Here is a 15,668-nt window from a genome sequence, read left to right on the forward strand (position 1 = left end):
CAGTTTGTCCGAGTTGCTGATTGACCGAAATCAGGGCTTTGGCTTGCCAATAAGCCCAGAGTTCCAGCGATGCAAACATGGTGGACCACGACATGCAGTCCGAATTAGCTGCCCGGGTTGGCGAGAACGTCCCGCGTTATACCAGTTATCCGACTGCACCGCATTTCCACACGGGCGTCAATCCTGCGGTTTATCGTGGCTGGCTGGAGGCGCTCAAAAGTGGCGGCGAGATCTCGCTCTATCTGCACATCCCCTATTGCGACAGACTCTGCTGGTTCTGTGCGTGTCATACCAAACAGACGCGCCACTATGAGCCGGTGACGGCCTATCTGCGCTCGCTACACGCGGAGATCGCGACGGTTGCGGGACTCGTCAGCGGCAAGGGGCATGTCCGCGCAGTCCACTTCGGCGGCGGTTCGCCCACCATGCTGAAGCCCGGGGACATGGTGGCGCTTGGCGCGTTCTTGCGGGACAGCTTCGATTTTGTCCCGGACACAAAAATCAGCGTCGAGATCGATCCAAACGACATCGATGAGGCGCGCCTTGATGCGCTGGCCGAAATCGGCATGACCAGGGCGAGTCTCGGCGTCCAGGATTTTGAGCCAAAAGTGCAAAAGGCAATCAACCGCGAGCAAAGCTTTTTGCAAACGAAAGCTGTCGTCGACGGAGTTCGCTCCCGCGGCGTCGGTTCCGTCAATCTGGACCTGCTTTACGGATTGCCTCACCAGAGCAGGGAGAGCGTCTGTTCCACCGTAGCGCAGGCGCTGACCCTGGAACCGGACAGGATGGCGCTGTTCGGCTACGCGCATGTGCCCTGGTTCAAGAAGCATCAGACGATAATCAAAGAGGCGTGGCTGCCTGGCCCCACGGAGCGCTTGGCGCAATCGCAACTCGCCGCGCGAGCGATTGTGGACAAGGGGTATGAAGCAATAGGGCTCGATCATTTCGCCAAGCCAGGCGATGCCTTGGCGATAGCGGCGCGCGCAGGGGCTTTGCATCGCAGTTTTCAGGGCTACACGGAGGATCGCTGCGAGACACTGATCGGGTTTGGCCCTTCGTCCATCGGCCGTTTTCGCCAGGGCTACGTGCAGAACAATATTTCAACCGCCGAGTACGGAAGTATAGTCGCGCATGGCGGGCTGGCGGTTGTCCGCGGTATCGCGCTTTCCGACGACGACCGCGTTCGCGGCTGGATCATCGAGAGGCTAATGTGTGATTTCGCCTTCTCGGCAGTCGATCTGGTGGAACGCTTCGGCAAAGCCGGCCAGAAGCTCCTTCTTGAGTCGAGTACCATGGCCCTCCACGATCCCGTTCGATTGCTTGAACTGGATGGCGACCGTTTCGTCGTGCCGGCTGAAAGTCGCCCATTCGTCCGAAGCATCGCGGCCAGGTTCGACAAATATTTCCAAAGCGGAAGGGCCAGGCACTCGGTTGCAGTTTGAGCCAAAGAGTGCGGTCGCGGTGACGTGCTCCCCTGTTTGCCTCCATTTGTGAGTGAGCCTGTTCACGTGTGATCCTTGACGGATCGGGTTACATATTCAAGCGGAGTTAGCCCATCGAGGCTCGTGTGCGGGCGATTCACTCATTGCCTCGGTTACTCGGAATCTGAGCGTGCCAGACGCCGCGACTTCTCCGGCATGCTGGACGTCGGCAAACCTTCTTTTCTGGCCTTGGCAAACGCTCGGTCGCCTTCCAGAAACCCCGCCAGCATGAAAGGGATGAGTTCTGCCACCGTTTCAGACTCGCCATAGGCCTGACGATAAAGGGCAGCATACTCCTTGAGTGCTTGGCCCAACTCCGCGCTGACGGTGATGGTAATCTTCGAAGGTGTTCGGTCTGGAAGCTTTCCAAGTTTCAAGTTGGCCATATTCACTCCCGCTCAACTCGCGTATGGCCGTAGCACCAGATCCTTGTGCACGATGACGCGCAGTGGCCAACCTGGGCGGATGGTGATGGTGGGCTGAACATTGAGGTTCTTCTCGGTGATGCGCTGGCCGGCTTGACTGACGTTCTGCTGAGTGGATTCCCGGATCGCTTTGACCAGATCGCTTTCGTTTTCTCCAAAACTTAACTCGGTGCCGACGCCCAGCAATGTGGCCAGCGCGACTCCCTTGATCAGCTGCCAGGTGTGGAAATCGATCTTGTCCGCGAGCCCGGCATAGCCGGCAGTGTCTGTCGTCGGCAGATTGTCGATTTCGATCGAAGAACCGTCTGGCAGTATTATTCGCTGCCAAACCAGAAGCGCCCGTTTTTGCCCGAAAGCGACGACGCTGTCATAGGTCCCGATCAGCCGCGAGCCCTGCGGGATAAGCAGGATGCTGCCGGTGAGCGTATCGTGCACGTTCTCGGTGACCTGCGCGACGACAAACCCGGGCAAGTCGGAATTTATGCCGGTGATGAGACTTGCGGCGATCACGCTGCCAGCCATGAGCTGATTTGGAGAAGCTGGCGTCTGCAATGCATGCGGGTTGTAGATCCCGCTGGTGTTGCGCTGGCTGACAAAATCGAGCTTGCGTTGTTGATTGTTCTGATCGCCCTCAGCCGGGGCAACGGAATCTGACGGCCGAGCTGCATCAGATTGCGGAGGCGCCCCGAACGGCTGCTGGGCACTTTTCGCATTACCGCCGATGCCCGCCTCCTTGGGTTGATTTTCAATGCGGAAGAAGACTTGTGATTCGCGCGCCTCAATCGCCTGCTGGGCAACACGCTGCTCCTCGGCGGAGTTGTCCTGCCCTGGCGCGATGCCGAGCTGGCGCCTCCGCTCAAGGATGGGGCGACCGAGGTCGCCCGGCAGTGGTGGTCCAAGCACAGGAGGGTTCGGCTTCACTCCGGAATAGTCCTTGGGAAGTGTTTCAAGTCCTTCAGGGGTTGGCTTGCGGTCAGTGTTGTAGAGATATTCCGCCTTTTCTTTGAAGCGAAGCGCCGGTCCCTGCAGCGCCATCATCGTGACGCCCAGGATGGCACTGGACCCGACGGCAGCGATGGCGACGATCACGCCGCGCCTGAACCGCACGGCGCGGCGGGGCGAGGCCCGTAACTGCAGCTGCTCGGGATCGAGTTTTGGCGGAGCATTGGATGGGGAAGTGTCGGTCATAAGGCCCCTCTCCTCACCTGCTGGAGCGCGCAAAGAGAGATACGCGACGCGGCGGTTGACGGCCGTCCGTCCTTGTGATGCGCACCACTTGCTGCTGCTTGGTGCCGAGGCGTAGTTCGGCCGCGGCGAAGAGCCGATCGACAATGTAGTAGTTGCCGCGCATGCGGTAGTTGACGAGCTGGTTGTCCCCGTCAGAGCCGACGATGAAGAGTGGCGGGGCATCTCCCTGGTCTATGCGGCGCGGGAACTCGATATAAACCTTGCTGCCATCATCGAAGGCTCGCGTCGGTCTCCAGGGCGGTGTGTCGCCCCTAATCGAGTAGCGAAAGCGAATGTTTTCGAGCGCCACGTTCGCCGCCACCGGCATGGTAGCCTCGGCCTGAGCGTTGCGCTGGCGGAGCGCGACGATCTGGTCCTCGCTGTATGTCCAGGAGATCGCCGCCATAGCGGCCTTATCGGTGCTTTGAAGCTCCAAATGGTAGGTGCGTCGTTCCGTGGTGATCACCAGATTGGTGCTAAGCCCCGGCGCGAAGGGCTTTACCAGCACATGGGTGCGCTGGTCGTCACCGGTGCCGCTGACGGTATCGCCGATGACCCAGCGCACCGTGTCGCCGGCCGACACGGCTGTCAGTTTCTCGCCCGGCTGTAGGGCGATATCGGTGACGCGCTCCGGCGCGGCATAGAGCTGATAAAGCGCGCCATCGGTGAAGGGATAGACCTGCACCGCATTGACGTAGCCGTACCGGGTGGGTTGCTGCGTCGCCGCCTTGTTGGCGTCTGCGACGCGTTCTTCAGGAGAGCGCTTGTCGGCGATTTTGCCCGGTTCTGGCTGCAACTGGCCGGGGAGCGGCAACGGCTTTGGCACCTCGACTATCTTGACCGGTGTCTCTGGCGCCTTCTCGATTGCCGCTGCTTTGAAGTCGGCAGCATCATACGAAATCTCAGGCGGCACCGGCTTTGATGCGCAGGCCGAGAGAACTGCTGCCGATGCGGATAGGATCAGCGCGGCACGGAACGATTGGGCTCTATTTGTCATCGGCGGGCTCCTTCGGGGAAACGGATGTCGGTGCGGCACTGTCGAGCTCGCGCGACCAGTCGATGGCGTTGATGAAGACACCGAGCGGATTGTTGCGCAGCTGATCCGTATTGCTTGGCGGGCGGATCACGATGGTGAGGATCGCGGTCCAGCGCGTGGTGCTGGCAAGGCTGCCGCGCTCAAAGACCTGCTCAGTCCATTTAACCTGGAACGAGCTGTCGGAAGCCCTGACCACACTGGTCACCTGGACGGACACGCTGCGCGTTCCGATCTGACCGAAGGGATCGTTCGCCTTGGCGTACTCATTGAGGAAGAGTGCCGCACGGTCGGTGGCAAAGTCGTAAGCCGCCAGCCAGTTCTGCCGCACCAGCACCGGATCAGTGGAGACGGAACGGACATTCTGGATGAAGCGGCCGAGGTGCCAGGCTATCTGGGCGTCGGAGGGCTCGTAGCCTTGGATCGCCGGCGCGACGGCGCGTGCCTCGCCGAAGCGGTCGACCTCGACGACGTAAGGCACAACACGGCTCTGCATCGACTGCCATACGAGTCCGCCAGAGAGCCCGGTCGCCAAGGCCAGACAGCCGAGGGCCATGAGCCGCCAGTTCCTAGCCTGTACTCGAGATGAGCCGATGCGCTCGTCCCATAGCTGGGCGGCCTTTTGATACGGCGTGACCGGTTCGGGTGTCTTGCCGTAACGTTGAACGGGTCGCTTGAACAGCATCTAGTCGTCCTTGTCGTTGAGAGATGGATTGGCGCTGCCTCCCTGGCTGTCGCCTTCACGGACAGCCTGCATGGCGGCGTGGCGGTGGGCACGGGCGGTCTGTTCGGAACGCAAGCGCCTTGCCCACGTCGGAGCGGCATTAGGGTCTGCAGCGGTTGGGTTTCCAGTCATGGACGCGGTGGGCGCACCACCGGTCGCGGTCCGTGCGGCTTCCCGGCCGTCATCGGCGCTGCGCCCGAACGTTCCCGCGGCAGCTCTTGCTGCTCGCATCGCGGCGCCGCCGGCGGCACTGGTCACGCCCCGCAATCCAGCAGCCACACCGGACAGGCCGGTGTGGGGCGAGGTTGCTCGCCCGATCTGCCAGGCCGTTAAAGCAGCCGATCCCATCGTTGTGCCGGCCCGAATTGCGGCGAGACTGCCGCCGGTTGCCATGCGCGCGCCAGTAAATGCCGTGCCTCCGGCAACGAGCGATGCACCAGCTGCCGCCGCAGTAGTGCCAAGGGCGGCGCCCGCGCCAAGCTGCGGCGCGCCGGACACTAGACCCGACGCGATGCCGGGCCCAAAGATGCCGAGCCCAAGCAGCGCCAGCGCGCCCAGCACCTGTGACATGGCGGCGGCCAGGTCCGGCTCCTTGCCTTGCAGCGCGGAAGCAAACTCGCCGAAGAGGGTGGAGCCGATGCCGACGATGACGGCAAGTACCATCACCTTGATGCCTGAAGAGATGACATTGCCGAGCACGCGCTCGGCCAGAAACGCCGATCGATTCCAGGGTGCGAAGGGAACCAGAACAAAGCCGGCAAGCGTGGTGAGCTTGAACTCAAGGATTGTGATGAACAGCTGAATGGAAAGGATGAAGAATGCGATGATGACCAGGAACCAGGCCATGAGCAGCACGAAGATGGTGAGCGCGTTGCCGAAGATTTCTGGAAAGCCGAGCAGCTGACTTGCCTGATCAAGCAGCGGCCAAGCGCCTTCGAAACCGGTCGCGGCGATGCGGCCCGGGCGCAGGAGATTGTCTGGGGAGAGATTGCCGGAGGACGCGTTGATGCCGAGCCCGGCAAAGGAGCGATAGATGATGTCGGCGAGGTTCTTAAAATTGTTCAAGATGAAGGCGAAGACGCCGACAAAGAGCACCTTGCGGGTAAGCCGGCCGAGAATGTTGGGCTCATCGCCGAGCGCCCAGGCCAGCCCGGCCAGCGTGATGTCGATGCCGATCAGGATGGTGGTGAGGAAGGCGACGTCGCCCGAAAGCAGACCGAACCCGCTGTCAATATAGCGGATGAACGTCTCCATGAAGCGATCGATGACGCCAAGGTCGTTCATGCCGCCGCCTTCCTCGTCAGAGTTGGTGATCAATTGCCGGGATAGGCCGAGCCGGTACCCAGGAAGCGCTTGGTCGTCTCGCGGGCGGCTTCCTCGGACTGCGCCTTGCGCGCGGCATCCTCGGCCTCAGCTCGAAACTGAGTCGCGAGCAGCGTTTGGATCTGCATCTGCTGCTTGGTTGAAAGCGCGATCAGCTGGTTGGTGGCCTGGCTTGCCTGAAGCGCACCGGCTGCCCCTTGGCTGCGGTTGACGAGATCGGCAAGCAGGTCGCCGTCGGCGCGGACGTTCTCGACGATCTGCGACTGGACCCGCATGGTCTGGCGGAACGCCTGCATGGCGCTCTGCCAGCGCTCGCGCGCAGCGGTTGCCACATCGCTGACCTTGATCGTGGCCTCGTAGCTTTCTGGATATTGGCTGCGCCACTGGTTTTGAAGCTTGCCCAGATCAAAGCTGAGGCCACTCGCCTGGTCCATCAAACCGTCAATGCGATGGAGCGAACCGGTGAGTTGGCCCACGGAAGAGAAATCCAGACGCTGAAGATTGCGCGCCATGTTCTGCAGCATGGTTGCCTGGTTCTGCAGCGACTGGATCTGGTTGTTGATCTGCTCCAGCGCGCGCGCCGCCGTCAGCACGTTCTGCGCATAATTGGATGGATCGAACACGATAAGGGCGTAGGCCGGCTGCACATAGTCGGCCATTGGCTTGGCGATCAGGGAAACGGTGATCAGGCTGGTGAAAAGACGGCGTCCAATCATGAGGATTGCTCCATGTCTGGTTGAGGGAATTGCTGGAGAAGCTCGGCAGCCCAATCGAGCCCGCGCGCGCTCAGAAAGCGGGAGGCAAAGCTGTCTTGCCCGTTTTCGGACTGGATTTTGTCGATCAGGGTCTGCGTCGCCGGATCGGAAGCGCCGCAAAGCGCAAGAGTGATGGGGCCAAGCCCGAGCTCGAAGAGACGGTTTCCGCTACGTGACTGAAGATAGTAGTGGCGCTTCGGCGTGGCGCGGGCGATCAATTCGATCTGCCGCTCGTTCAAGCCGAAGCGCTCGTAGGCTGCCCGCGCGTGCGGTTCCACAGCACGATCATTGGGAAGGAAAATGCGCTGGGGGCAGCTCTCGACGATCGCCGGCGCGATTGAAGAGCCCGCGATATCAGCCAGCGATTGCGTAGCGAAGATCACCGAAACATTCCGCTTTCGGAGCACCTTCAGCCATTCGCGGATACGGGCGGCGAAGAGCGGATTGTCGAGATAGAGCCAAGCCTCGTCGAGCATCAGCAGCGTCGGCCGTCCATCGAACCGCTCTTCAAGACGATGGAACAGGTAAGTGAGCACAGGCAGCACAGCGCCTTGGCTCTGCATCAGCTCTTCCGTCTCGAAACACTGCACATTCGATAAGGCCAGCCGATCATCATCGGCGTCGAGCAGGCGGCCGAAAGGACCGTCGAGTGTGTAGGGCATCAACGCGGACTTCAGCCTGTTGGACTGAAGCAGGACCGAAAGGCCGGTCAGCGTGCGTTCCTGCGCCGGCGCGGTGGCAAGGCTGGTGAGTGCCGACCAGATTGCCTCCTTCACCTCCGGCGTGACGGTGACATTCTCATGGGCAATGAGGCCGGCAATCCACTCGGCTGCCCAACTGCGGGCAGCCTGGTCGCGGATATTGCGCAGGGGCTGGAAGGCGAGCGCACCGTCAGCACCCAGCGCGTGGTGTTCTCCACCCGTGGCAAGGACTGCCGCGCGCGTTGAATTGCCTTTGTCGAAGACATAGACCTGCGCGCCGGCATAGCGCCGGAACTGCAGTGCAGTCAGGGCAAGCAGCACCGATTTGCCGGCGCCGGTCGGGCCAACAATCAGCATGTGGCCGACATCGTCGACATGGGTGGATAGCCGGAATGGTGTCGACCCGTTGGTCTCTGCGAACAGAAGTGGCGAGGCCTCTCGCTGGGTGACCTTGGCGAGATGCTCGTTCGCCGTAGGACCTGCCCAGACCGACGACAACGGCATGAGATGCGCAAGGTTCAATGTGTGAACGAGCGGCTGGCGAACATTGGCATAGATATGACCAGGCAGCGAGCCGAGCCACGCCTCGACCGCATTGACGCTTTCGCGGATGGTGGTGAAGCCGAGCCCATTGATGATGCGCTCGACCGCGCGAAGTTTCTCCGCGGCGGCTTGATGGTCCTCATCCCACACTGTCACCGTTGTGGTGAGATAACCGAAGCCGACATGGTCGCCGCCCAACGCCTGAAGGGCTGCGTCGGCATCGAGCGCCTTGTTGTCGGCATCGCTGTCGACCAGCGGGACAGGTTCGTTGGTCACGACCTCGCGCAGGATGGCCGCGATCGACTTGCGCTTGGCAAACCACTGGCGGCGCAACCGTGTCAGCGTCTTCGTGGCTTCCGTCTTGTCGAGCGGGATGAAGCGCGTCACCCAGCGATAGGCGAAATCTTGATGATTCAACGCGTCGAGAATTCCGGGCCGGGTGAGATTCGGGAATCCGAGGACGGTAAGGGTGCGAAGATGGTGTTCGCCGAGCATCGGCTCCAAGCCGCCGGTAAGCGGCGCGTCGACCAGGATGCCGTCGAGATACATCGGCGTTTCCGGGACAGCGAGTGGATGGCGGCGGGTCGAGATTGTGCCGTGCAGGTAAGTCAGGGTCTCGGCATCGTCGAGCACGCGCACCTCGGGCATGAAGCCGGACAAAAGATCGAGGACCCGGTCGGTCTCGTCGCGAAACCGCGCCAGCTCCTGGGGCCAGTCTCTCCCGCCGCCAGATTGGTGTGCGTCAACGAGCGCGCTTTCAGCCCTCGCCCGTGCGTCCGGGGGCGGCATGAACAGCAGAGTCAGATGATAGCGGCTCTCGTAATGCGCGACCTTGCCCTCGAAGGCCGCGCGTCGTTCTTCATCGACCAGCCAAGACGCGGCGTCGGGAAAGGTTGAGTTAGGATAGCCGAGCGCCTCTATGCGCTCGGCTTCGAAGAACAATGCCCAGCCGGAACCGAGCCTTCTCAACGCGTTGTTTGCCCGGGCGCAGATGCCGACAAGTTCTGCTTCCGTCGCGCTTTCGAGATCGGGCCCGCGGAACCGTAAGGTCCGCTGAAAGCTGCCGTCCTTATTGAGCACGATGCTGGGCGCGACGAGCGCTGCCCAGGGCAGATGGTCGGCAAGTTTGTCGGCTTTGCTGCGGTATTCTGACAGGTTCAGCATGCCAACCATCCCTTCAGACGAAGGTGACGAACGAGCACGCTGGCGAAGTCTGGATCGCGTCTTGTGGCAAAGACCGCCAGCGTGTGGCCGGCAATCCACAGCACCAGCCCAGCGATCCACTGCTGCAAACCGAGGCCGATAGCTGCGGCCACCGTGCCGTTGAGGATCGCCACCGCGCGCGGTGCACCGCCCAGCAGGATGGCTTCGGTCAATGCCCGGTGAACGGGAACCGCGAAGCCTTCAATATGCTGCTCTCCAGCGACCATCAGACGAGTGCTCCGCCGCCAAAGGAGAAGAAGGAGAGAAAGAAGCTCGATGCCGCGAATGCGATCGACAGCCCGAAGACGATCTGGATCAGCCGGCGGAAACCGCCTGCGGTGTCACCGAAGGCAAGGGTTAAGCCCGTGGTGATGATGATGATCACGGCGATAATCTTGGCGACCGGTCCCTGTACAGACTCCAGGATCTGCTGCAGCGGCTGTTCCCAAGGCATGCCGGAGCCTGCTGCGCGGGCTGAGACCGTGAGAACAAGCACGAGCGCGGTGGACGAAAGAAAGCGAAGCTTCTTGCACATGAATTGGCCTTTCAAAACTGCTGAAGTTGCGGGAGCGTCAGTTGGGTGACGGCGTAATCGCCGCTGCCGTCGAGACCGGTGACCTGGGCGATGGCGTCAATGCGGCGCGAGGATCCGCGCCCGGCGATGAAGACAATCAGATCGATGGCATCGGCGATCAGACGGCGTGGTACAGTGACGACGGCTTCCTGCGCGAGTTGCTCGATCCGGTAGAGGGCGGAGCGCGCCGAATTGGCGTGAACCGTTGCGATGCCGCCGGGGTGGCCAGTGTTCCATGCCTTCAGCATATCGAGGGCTTCCGCACCCCGGACTTCGCCGACGACGATGCGGTCGGGCCTGAGCCGCAGCGTCGAGCGAACGAGATCGGCAAGCGTCACCGAGCCCCGTCTTGTCCTGAGTGCAACGCAGTCCTTGGCAGCGCACTGCAGCTCGCGTGTGTCTTCGATCAAGATCACCCGCTCGTCGCATTCCGCGACTTCGGCCAGCAGCGCATTGGCGAGCGTGGTTTTACCCGACGACGTGCCGCCTGCGACCAATATGTTGCGCCGCTCGCGCACGGCCTTCCTCAGCGCATCGGCCTGCAGCGGCAGCATGATTTGGTCGGCGACATAGTTGGCCAACGTGTAGAGTTTTGCGGCCGGTTTGCGGATGGCGAAGCATGGCGCCAGAACGACTGGCGGCAACAGCCCCTCGAAGCGCTCGCCCGAGGGCAGTTCGGCGCTGACGATCGGACTACCCGCATGCGCCTCGGCACGCACATGGGAAGCGACCAGGCGAACGATGCGTTCCGCCTCGGATGGGTGCATATGCACGCCGGTACCGACCCGACCTTCTCCCAGCCGGTCGAGCCGCAGCGCACCGTCGGGATTGACCATCACCTCGACAACAGATGAATCGGCAAGGGCCTCAGCGATTGCCGGGCCCATGGCGGTGCGCAACATGGCACGATGGCGATGGTCGACCTCCGGATGAGAAGTCATCCTTCCCCTCCCCCGCCATTATCCGTACCAAGCGACCGTTTGCCGGAGGCGATCTGGCGGCCCACTTGCTCGACGAATTTGTCGAAGCGCTCCTGGGCTATCGCCTGCGTCGCCCTGTCCGGGACTGGCGTGTGAGCATGAAGCGTGATGGAAAAGCGAATGAAGAGCGCCAGGCTCTCTAGGATCATCTCGACGTCGCGTCTGAGATGACCGAGGTCACGAGAAAGACGGTCGAGCCTTACGCCGTAGCGCCGGTCGAGCTCGTTCTCGCCACGCCGCTCGATAAAGGCCTCGACTGCCTTCGCCACGATCGCTGATTTGGTCGTCGATGGATCGCGGTTGAGGTCGTCCAGTTTCTTGCTCAGGTCGGGTTCGAGCAGAAACTGATGACGAATGCGCTGAGGGCTCATGTGGCTCGTTCCAACTGTCCCAGCGCTGTTGCGCGGGCGGGAACGAGCATCGGCGACTTCCTCGAAATTGCTTATGGCCGTTATCTACGCTGATTTGCGCTCTGCCTTCGGCAGCTTCTTTCAGAAGCCGGGCACGATGTCCTTGTTGTCGCCCGTTCCCTCGTTGATGCCATAGGCGCGTGCGGCAGTGGAAATTCGGTCCATCACGCGCCTGTCGGCAACTGCCTCGCTATCATCGTCCGCGGGCTTGAGCAGGTCGTCCCGGTCGGGCTCCAGAGTGACGGCTGTATGCTCTTCAGGCAGACCCGGATGTCGCTGTTGCTGGACACCTCCTTCATCTTCAATTGCCTCGCCCGCGCTTCCGCCGCCGCCAGCCAGACGGCGGTCAACGCTCCGCACCTGCCCGATCCAACAGTCCGGGCGCGGTACTGGCCGATCCGCGTAAGCGCCGTCGCGCAATACCGGCGCAGAAAGCACGCGCTCGGTGAAATTTCGATCCTGGTAGTAGCGCAGCTTCGTCGCCCGGATCGGCGGCAGCCCTGAAACCAACACCAGTTCATCGGCTTGCGGCAACTGCATCACCTCGCCCGGTGTCAATAGTGGGCGGGCGGTCTCCTGGCGGCTAACCATCACGTGCGACAGCCAGGGGGCCAAGCGATGGCCGGCATAGTTGCGCATGGACCTCAGCTCCGTCGCCGTGCCGAGCGCGTCCGAAATGCGTTTGGCCGTGCGCTCGTCATTGGAGGAAAAGGCAATCCGCACATGGCAGTTGTCGAGAATGGCATTGTTGTCCCCATACGCCTTGGAGATCTGGTTCAAGGATTGCGCGATCAGATATGCACGGATGCCATAGCCGGCCATGAAGGCGAGCGCGGTTTCGAAGAAATCAAGGCGACCGAGCGCCGGGAATTCGTCCAGCATCATGAGCAGTTGATGGTTCCTGCTCTTCTTAGGATCCCCCTCCAGCCGCTCCGTCAGACGCCTGCCGATCTGATTGAGCACAAGTCGCACCAGCGGCTTCGTGCGCGAGATGTCCGATGGCGGCACGACCAGATAGAGTGACATCGGTCGCTCAGCATCCAGGAGGTCGGCAATGCGCCAGTCGCAGGCTGATGTCGCTGCCGCCACCGTAGGATCGCGATAGAGGCCGAGGAACGACATGGCGGTCGAAAGAACGCCTGAACGCTCGTTCTCCGACTTGTTCAACACCTCGCGAGCTGCCGAGGCCACGACAGGATGGACCTGGGGTTTATCCGCCGCGCCGAGATGGTTGGTCGTCATCATCCGCCGTAGTGTCGCGGCAAACGAGCGTTGCGGGTCGGACAGGAAGGTGGCGACGCGAGCGAGCGTCTTTTCCTCTTCGGCGTAAAGCACGTGCAAAATGGCGCCGACCAAGAGTGAGTGACTGGTTTTCTCCCAGTGGTTCCGCCGGTCCAGCGCGCCTTCCGGATCTACCAGGATGTCGGCGATGTTCTGGACGTCGCGGACCTCGTCTGGACCTTTTCGTACCTCCAGCAGCGGGTTATAGCGCGCCGACCTCGGATCGGTCGGATTGAACAGAAGACAGTAGGAGAACTTCGAGCGCCAGCCGGAGGTCAACTGCCAGTTCTCGCCTTTGATATCGTGAATGACGGCCGAGCCGGTCCAGGACAGAAGAGTTGGAACAACCAGTCCGATGCCCTTGCCTGATCGTGTTGGGGCAAAGGCCATGACGTGCTCGGGCCCGTCATGGCGCAGATAACGATCCTTCAGCTTGCCTAGGAAAACGCCGGCCGGCCGAAACAGCCCTGCCGTCTCGATCTCGTGAGTCGCGGCCCACCTTGACGAGCCATATGTGGTGACCGACCCGAGCTGTCGCGCGCGCCAGAGCGAGCCGGCGATCGCGGCGGCACAGCCCAGCAACCCACTGGCGCCGGCAAGCGCACCGGCCTTATCGAAGACCTCGGGCGCATAAGCGTCGAAGTGGAACCACCATTCGAACAGTTTCCACGGCTTGTAGATCTGCCAGCCAGCCGCGACTAACCATGGCGCGCCGAGTGGCGGTTGATGGCCGAGCATGTGGGCGCACCACTGCGTGGCCGCCCATACGCCGAGTATCACGATTGCGAACACGACGGCGATCTGCCCAATCAGCAACTTCGTAGGCGTCATTGGCTTTCTCCGCAGTTCTGGACATGCGGGGCCAAGCATCGCGCGGCGCGATGTGAACTGAAATGCACACTACGCACGACCAGGTGCGATGAGGGAATGGGCTGGATCGCTCAGACTGGAAACTTTCGGTGGAGCAAATATGCCCACTTGGCCGCAGACCTGATCTGCCTCTCGTCGACATCCAAATGCCGGTGACGCTTTGAAGTGTATTTCCGATGTACGCATGCCACCTATGAGCGCGTCACATCATTCGACGGTGACCGATTTTGCGAGATTGCGCGGCTGGTCGACATCTTTGCCCATGGAGACCGCCGTATGATAGGCAAGAAGCTGTATCGGCAGCGAGAAGATCATCGGCGCGATAATCTCGTCGACGGCCGGCAGCACGATCGTATGCATCGTGTCGAGTTTCGACGCAGCGGCCCCATTTTCATCGGTGATGAGGATAATCCGCCCTCCACGGGCGGCCGCTTCCTCCATATTGGAGACGGTCTTGTTGAAAAAACGATCATGTGGCGCGATGACGATCACTGGCATATTCTCGTCTACCAATGCGATCGGACCATGCTTCAATTCGCCAGCCGCATAGCCCTCCGCATGGATGTAGGAAATCTCCTTGAGCTTCAGCGCACCTTCCATCGCCAGTGGGAAACTGGTGCCGCGGCCAATATACAGGACACCATGACACTTTGACAGTTCGCGCGACAGGAGCTCGATATCTGGCTGGATGCTGTTCAGTACCCGGCCCATGACGCCCGGCATTTCGGCAAGGCTCCCGACGAGCGCCTTCACCTCATATTCAGTTAGCGTTCCACGGTCCTTGGCAGCGCCGATGGCGAGTGTTGCCAGAACCGCAAGCTGGCACGTGAAAGCCTTGGTGGAGGCGACGCCGATCTCCGGGCCGGCAAGGATCGGGAAGATCGCGTCGGCCTCCCGAGCGATGGTCGATTCGCGGGAATTGACGACAGCGCCGGTTTTCAGCCCACGCCCCTTGCAGTACCTCAGGGACGCGAGCGTATCGGCGGTTTCGCCGGATTGCGAAATGAAAAGAGCCGCCGATTCAGGCGGCAACGGGATCTCCCGGTAGCGGAATTCGGACGCAACGTCGATTTCGACCGGCAGGCGCGCATAGCGCTCGAACCAGTATTTTGCGATCAGTCCGGCCAGATAGGCGGTGCCGCAAGCCGAGATCGCCAGGCTCGGGATGCTGGAGAAATCTATGCTCGAAACCGTATCGACGCGATTCCCTTCGAAGTTGATGTAATGTCCGAGCGCACGGGCGATGACCTCGGGCTGCTCGTAAATTTCCTTCTCCATGAAGTGGCGACGGTTGCCCTTATTGGTCAGGTATGCCCCGGCCGTGGAAGTCTGGCGCGGACGTTCGACGGGATGGCCATCGAAATCGAAGATATCGGCGCCTGCCTTGCCGATAACGGCCCAGTCGCCGTCGACGAGATATGTGATTGCATTTGTGAAGGGAGCTAGCGCCATGGCGTCGGAGCCCAGGAACATCTCGCCGTCGCCGTGACCGATCGCCAGCGGTGGTCCATTGCGCGCCGCCATGATGGTCGACGGATCATCCTCGAAGAGAATGGCAAGCGCGTAGGCGCCCCTGACGCGCTTCAGCATGGCGTGCATTGCCTCACCCCGTCCCATGCCCTCCCGGCGGTGTCTTGCCAAGAGATGCACGACGACCTCGGTGTCGGTGTCGGTCTGGAACTCGGCGCCCGCCGCCACCAGTTCGTCCTTCAACTCGGCGAAATTCTCGATAATGCCGTTGTGAACGACGGCCACACCGTCCGTAAAGTGCGGGTGCGCGTTGCGCTCAGTCGGTGCCCCATGCGTTGCCCAGCGCGTGTGTGCGATGCCGATGGTGCCACTCAGCGGCTCTTCCTTCAACCTCGTCTCGAGATTGATGAGCTTGCCCTTGGCGCGCCGGCAGTGCAACGAGCCCTCGGTGATGGTGGCAACGCCGGCTGAGTCATATCCTCGATATTCGAGACGCTTCAAAGCGTCGACCAACCGATCAGACACCGGCTGATGCCCAACGATGCCAACAATCCCGCACATGATCGTCTCCGAATTCTTCCCGGTAGCCTCAGCCGACCCGAAGGGCACCGCCCGGCGCTGAGCCTCCTAGTAGAATTCGGTAAAACAGGTAAAATCGATTGTTGGGA

The 15,668-nt window shown here is 61.5% G+C and carries 14 protein-coding genes; 1 reads left to right on the forward strand and 13 read right to left on the reverse strand.

All coding sequences use genetic code 11. The annotated features are described in order from the left end of the window. Nucleotides 1-92: 92 nt before the first annotated feature. The gene (gene hemN / locus AC0L2B_RS11765) at nt 93-1,442 is read left to right on the forward strand and encodes an oxygen-independent coproporphyrinogen III oxidase (protein WP_473512910.1); all 1,350 of its coding nucleotides are present in this window, start codon (nt 93-95) and stop codon (nt 1,440-1,442) included. A gap of 152 nt (nt 1,443-1,594) precedes the next feature. Here the strand turns inward: hemN and AC0L2B_RS11770 are convergent, their stop codons facing one another. The 13 genes from AC0L2B_RS11770 to glmS form a co-directional block, all read right to left on the reverse strand. Then, nucleotides 1,595-1,867 (reverse strand): DUF2274 domain-containing protein, encoded by a 273-nt coding sequence (locus AC0L2B_RS11770; RefSeq protein WP_473479515.1) that lies wholly within the window; start codon nt 1,865-1,867, stop codon nt 1,595-1,597. 12 nt (nt 1,868-1,879) lie between these two features. Further along, a complete protein-coding gene (locus AC0L2B_RS11775; protein WP_473512846.1) occupies nt 1,880-3,094 on the reverse strand; it encodes a TraB/TrbI/VirB10 family type IV secretion system protein in 1,215 nt (404 codons plus the stop codon). A gap of 13 nt (nt 3,095-3,107) precedes the next feature. After that, complete coding sequence (gene trbG / locus AC0L2B_RS11780; RefSeq protein ID WP_473512848.1) at nt 3,108-4,130, reverse strand: P-type conjugative transfer protein TrbG; 1,023 nt, start codon at nt 4,128-4,130, stop codon at nt 3,108-3,110. Then, complete coding sequence (gene trbF / locus AC0L2B_RS11785) at nt 4,120-4,851, reverse strand: conjugal transfer protein TrbF (protein ID WP_473512850.1); 732 nt, start codon at nt 4,849-4,851, stop codon at nt 4,120-4,122. Before trbF ends, trbG begins: the two co-directional genes overlap by 11 nt. Beyond that, entirely contained in the window at nt 4,852-6,174 is a 1,323-nt protein-coding gene (gene trbL, locus AC0L2B_RS11790; protein ID WP_473745475.1) for a P-type conjugative transfer protein TrbL, read from the reverse strand. It lies immediately after the preceding gene. 29 nt (nt 6,175-6,203) lie between these two features. Continuing rightward, nucleotides 6,204-6,929 (reverse strand): P-type conjugative transfer protein TrbJ, encoded by a 726-nt coding sequence (gene trbJ, locus AC0L2B_RS11795; protein ID WP_473512854.1) that lies wholly within the window; start codon nt 6,927-6,929, stop codon nt 6,204-6,206. Beyond that, nucleotides 6,926-9,376 (reverse strand): conjugal transfer protein TrbE, encoded by a 2,451-nt coding sequence (gene trbE / locus AC0L2B_RS11800; protein ID WP_473745476.1) that lies wholly within the window; start codon nt 9,374-9,376, stop codon nt 6,926-6,928. Before trbE ends, trbJ begins: the two co-directional genes overlap by 4 nt. Then, nucleotides 9,370-9,642, reverse strand: coding sequence for a VirB3 family type IV secretion system protein (locus AC0L2B_RS11805; protein WP_008871923.1), 273 nt, complete (start codon nt 9,640-9,642; stop codon nt 9,370-9,372). The genes trbE and AC0L2B_RS11805 overlap by 7 nt, the downstream gene beginning before the upstream one ends. Next, a complete protein-coding gene (locus AC0L2B_RS11810; protein WP_008871922.1) occupies nt 9,642-9,950 on the reverse strand; it encodes a TrbC/VirB2 family type IV secretion system protein in 309 nt (102 codons plus the stop codon). Before AC0L2B_RS11810 ends, AC0L2B_RS11805 begins: the two co-directional genes overlap by 1 nt. 11 nt (nt 9,951-9,961) lie before the next feature. Further along, nucleotides 9,962-10,930 carry a P-type conjugative transfer ATPase TrbB gene (gene trbB, locus AC0L2B_RS11815; RefSeq protein ID WP_473512857.1) on the reverse strand — a complete coding sequence of 323 codons (969 nt, stop codon included), beginning with the start codon at nt 10,928-10,930 and terminating at the stop codon, nt 9,962-9,964. Further along, complete coding sequence (locus tag AC0L2B_RS11820; protein WP_065010491.1) at nt 10,927-11,340, reverse strand: CopG family transcriptional regulator; 414 nt, start codon at nt 11,338-11,340, stop codon at nt 10,927-10,929. The genes trbB and AC0L2B_RS11820 overlap by 4 nt, the downstream gene beginning before the upstream one ends. 120 nt (nt 11,341-11,460) lie before the next feature. Further along, entirely contained in the window at nt 11,461-13,491 is a 2,031-nt protein-coding gene (locus AC0L2B_RS11825) for a conjugal transfer protein TraG (protein WP_473512859.1), read from the reverse strand. Between the two features lie 246 nt (nt 13,492-13,737). Beyond that, nucleotides 13,738-15,561, reverse strand: coding sequence for a glutamine--fructose-6-phosphate transaminase (isomerizing) (gene glmS, locus AC0L2B_RS11830; RefSeq protein WP_473512860.1), 1,824 nt, complete (start codon nt 15,559-15,561; stop codon nt 13,738-13,740). Nucleotides 15,562-15,668 lie beyond the last annotated feature (107 nt).

This window comes from Mesorhizobium sp. WSM4815, assembly GCF_055811575.1.